1 protein-coding gene is annotated in these 4,085 nt (G+C 69.5%); it reads left to right on the plus strand.

Annotated elements, in window-relative coordinates; all coding sequences use genetic code 11:
• Positions 1-39 precede the first annotated feature (39 nt).
• A partial coding sequence (locus ABD355_RS35805; RefSeq protein ID WP_344405146.1) for an SDR family NAD(P)-dependent oxidoreductase occupies positions 40-4,085 on the plus strand: 4,046 nt, incomplete at its 3' end.

Genomic DNA, 4,085 nt, shown 5'->3' on the forward strand with positions numbered 1-4,085 from the left:
GTGGTGGTTTCGGGTGATCAGGATGGGGTCGCCCGGGTGGTGGAGTTGTGGCGTGAACAGGGCCGCCGTGTACGGCCGTTGCGTGTCTCGCATGCCTTCCACTCGCCGGCGATGGATCCGGTGGTGGAGGAGTTGGGCCGGGTTGCTGCGGAGCTGGAGTTTCAGCGGCCGCAGGTGTTGTGGGCGGGTGCGCTGACCGGTGCGCTGGTCTCCGAGTGCGAGGCGGAGTACTGGCCGGGCCAGACGCGTGGGGCGGTGCGGTTCGGGGATGCGCTGGCGACGCTGGCTGCTGAGGGTGTCTCGGTGTTCGTGGAGATCGGTCCGGATGGTTCGTTGTCGTCGTTGGGTCCGGATGCGGTGGTGGGGGTTGAGGAGGCGGTGTTCGTTCCGTTGCAGCGGCGGGGCGACACGGATGCCTCGGGTGTGGTGGCTGGTCTGGCGCGGGCGTTCGTGCATGGCGCGGTGGTGGACTGGAAGGCGGTGCTGCCCCCGGCGGAGACGGTGGAACTGCCGACCTACGCCTTCCGCCACGAGCGGTACTGGCCGCAGGGCGAATTGCATTTGCCGACTGGCCCTTCGTCGAACGTCGACCAGCACGGCGAACTCACGGGTGTCGAGGCTGAGGCGCGGTTCTGGGCGGCGGTTGAGGGCGGCGACCTGACTCAGCTTGCTGAGACATTGGCTGTCGACGGTGCCCTGCCCTTCCACGAGGTGCTGCCTGCATTGGCGTCGTGGCGTCGGCGGGAGTTGGACCGGTCGGTGACGGCTGGTTGGCGTTACCGGGTGTCGTGGGCGCCGGTCGCCGAGCCGGATTCTCCTGTGCTGCACGGGACTTGGCTGCTGGTGGCGCCTGCCGAGCCGACTGCGGTCGAACTGCGTCACTCCTGTGCGGCGGTGCTGCGCGGGCGCGGCGCCCAGGTCGTCGTGGTCGAAGTCCCGGCCGGGCTGGGGGGCGCTCGCGCGGATCTGACGGCGTTGATCAGCGCTGAACTGGAGAGCACCGATGTGCTCGACGTGTCAGGCGTGTTGTCGTTGCTGGCGTTGGACGAGGAACCGCTGCCCGACCTTCCGGCGGTGGCCTGTGGGCTGGCTGCGTCGTTGGCGCTTGTTCAGGGGCTGGGTGATGTCGGGGTTGCGGCGCCGTTGTGGGTGGCTACTCGGGGGGCTATTGCAGCGGGGCCGGGGGAGGTGCTTGGCGCTCCTGCTCAGGCGCAGGTGTGGGGTCTGGGTCGGGTGGTGGGGCTGGAGCATCCGGATCGTTGGGGTGGGTTGGTCGATCTGCCGGAGGTCGTCGACGAGCGGGCTGGTGCGCGGCTGGTGGGGGTGCTGGCCGGTTGTGGTGAGGATCAGGTGGCCGTGAGGTCGGCGGGGGTGTTCGGTCGTCGTCTGGTGCATGCGTCGCGGCCGCGTGATGGGGCTGGGGTGGGGTGGTCGCCGCGGGGTGGTGTGCTGGTGACGGGTGGGACGGGTGCGATTGCGGGGCATGTGGCGCGGTGGCTGGCCGGGCGTGGGGCGCCGCGGCTGGTGTTGGCGAGCCGGTCCGGGGCGTCGGTGCCGGGCGTGGCGGCGACGGTCGCGGAGCTGGCTGAGGCCGGTAGTGCGGTCGATGTGGTGTCGTGTGATGTGAGTGAGCGTTCGGCGGTGGGCGGGCTGCTTGCGTGGACGGCGTCGCATGGTTGTGCGTTGTCTGCGGTGATGCATACGGCGGGTGTGCTGGATGACGGTGTGGTGGACCGGCTTTCGGTGGAGCGGTTGGAGAGGGTGCTGGCGGCGAAGGCCGTGAGCGCGGCCCTGCTGGATGAGCTGACCGCGGACCTCGATTTGGAGGCTTTCGTTCTGTTCTCGTCTGCTGCGGCCACGTTGGGTGCGGCGGGTCAGGGCAACTATGCGGCCGCCAATGCGTATTTGGATGCGTTGGCGGAGAGTCGTCGTTCGCGTGGTCTGGCGGCGCTTTCGGTGGCGTGGGGTGCGTGGGCGGGTGGCGGGTTTGCCGCGTCGAGTGACGCGGTGCGGGCGCGAGTCAGGCGTGGGGCGATGCCGGCGATGGATCCGCTGCTGGCGGTGCGCGCGCTCGGCGAGGCGCTGGAAGGCGCCGATCCTGCACTGACCGTCATGGATGTCGACTGGCCCCAACTGGCCTCCTCACCCGAAGCCGCACACATGCGAGAGATGCCGCTGGTGCGGGATCTCCCGGAGATCCAGCGGCTCACCATGGCCGGTCCGAGCATTGAGAGTGCCCCACGTGGTGAGGGTGAACTGGCCCGTCGGCTCGCGGGGTTGAGCCGTAGCGAGCAGGAGCGTGTGCTCGTGGATCTTGTGCGGGTCGAGGTGTCGGCTGTGCTCGGCCATGCGTCGGCTGAGGCGGTGCAGGATCGGCAGAACTTCAAGGATCTCGGTTTTGACTCGCTGACGTCGGTGGAGCTGCGTAACCGGCTCGCGTCGGCGACCGGGCTGCGGCTGTCGTCGACCCTGGTGTTCGACTACCCGACGCCGTTTGCTCTGGCCGGGTTCCTGCGCGGGGAGCTGACGGGTGAACTGAGCTCTGCCGCGCCGGTGGTGGCTGCCGGGGCTTCTGACGAGCCGCTGGCCATCGTGGGGATGGCGTGCCGCTTCCCAGGGGGCGTGGTGACCCCTGAGGCGTTTTGGGAGTTGCTTGCCTCCGGTGGTGATGCGGTGGGCGGGTTCCCGACGGACCGGGGCTGGGACCTGGAGGGGGTCTACGACCCGGACCGGGGCAGTGAGGGGACGTCGTATACGCAGTCCGGTGCGTTTTTGCGGGAGGCTGCGCAGTTCGATGCGGGGTTCTTCGGGATCAGTCCGCGTGAGGCGCTGGCGATGGATCCGCAGCAGCGGCTGCTCCTGGAGACGGTGTGGGAGGCCCTCGAGCGGGCCGGGATCGACCCCGGGACGCTGCGGGGCTCGGCCACTGGTGTGTTCGCGGGCGGGTTCGCGTCCGGGTACGGGATCGGTATTGCGCTGAGCGGTCAGAGCGGCGTTGAGGGTCACTTGATGACGGGCAACGCCACCAGTGTGCTGTCCGGCCGTGTCTCCTACGCACTGGGCCTGGAAGGTCCGGCGGTCACGGTCGATACGGCGTGCTCCTCGTCGTTGGTGGCGTTGCATCTGGCCGGTCAGGCTTTGCGGTCGGGTGAGTGTTCGCTGGCGTTGGCCGGTGGTGTGACCGTGATGGCGACGCCGGCGACGTTCATCGACTTCTCCCGCCAGCAGGGTCTGTCGGTGGATGGTCGGTGCCGTGCGTTCTCGGCGGATGCGGACGGCACGGGCTGGGGTGAGGGCGCGGGCGTCCTGGTGGTGGAGCGTCTGTCGGACGCTCAGCGCAACGGGCACCCGGTCCTCGCAGTCGTGCGTGGCAGTGCGGTGAATCAGGATGGTGCGTCGAATGGTCTGACGGCGCCGAATGGTCCGTCGCAGCAGCGGGTGATCCGGGCCGCCCTGGCCAACGGTCAGTTGACGCCGGCTGACGTGGACGTGGTGGAGGCGCACGGTACGGGTACGACGTTGGGTGATCCGATCGAGGCGCAGGCGCTGCTGGCGACCTATGGGCAGGGGCGTTCCGAGGACCGGCCGGTGTGGCTGGGTTCGGTGAAGTCCAACATCGGTCACACGCAGGCCGCCGCAGGGGTGGCGGGTGTGATCAAGATGGTGCTGGCACTCCAGCACGAGCAGTTGCCGCGGACGCTGCACGCTGATGAGCCGTCGCCGCATGTGGACTGGTCGGCGGGCGACGTCAAGCTGCTGACGGAGTCGGTGGCGTGGCCGGCGGGCGAGCGCCCGCGCCGGGCGGGTGTGTCCTCGTTCGGAATGAGCGGCACCAACGCCCACGTGATCGTCGAGGAAGCCCCTGCGGCCGAGGCGTCGGATGAGTCTGACGTAGCTGAGCCGGTGGTGCCGGTGGTGTCGGGTGTGGGTGTGTGGTTGGTGTCGGGTCGTTCGGCTGAGGCGCTTGTGGCGCAGACGGGGCGGTTGCGGGAGTGGGTGGTGGGGCGGCCGGGGCTGGGGGCTGCTGAAGTCGGCTGGTCGTTGGCGGTGTCGCGGTCGGTGTTTGAGCACCGGGCTGTGGTGCT

The sequence above is a fragment of the Streptomyces longisporus genome (assembly GCF_039532765.1).
GTDB lineage: Bacteria > Actinomycetota > Actinomycetes > Streptomycetales > Streptomycetaceae > Streptomyces > Streptomyces longisporus.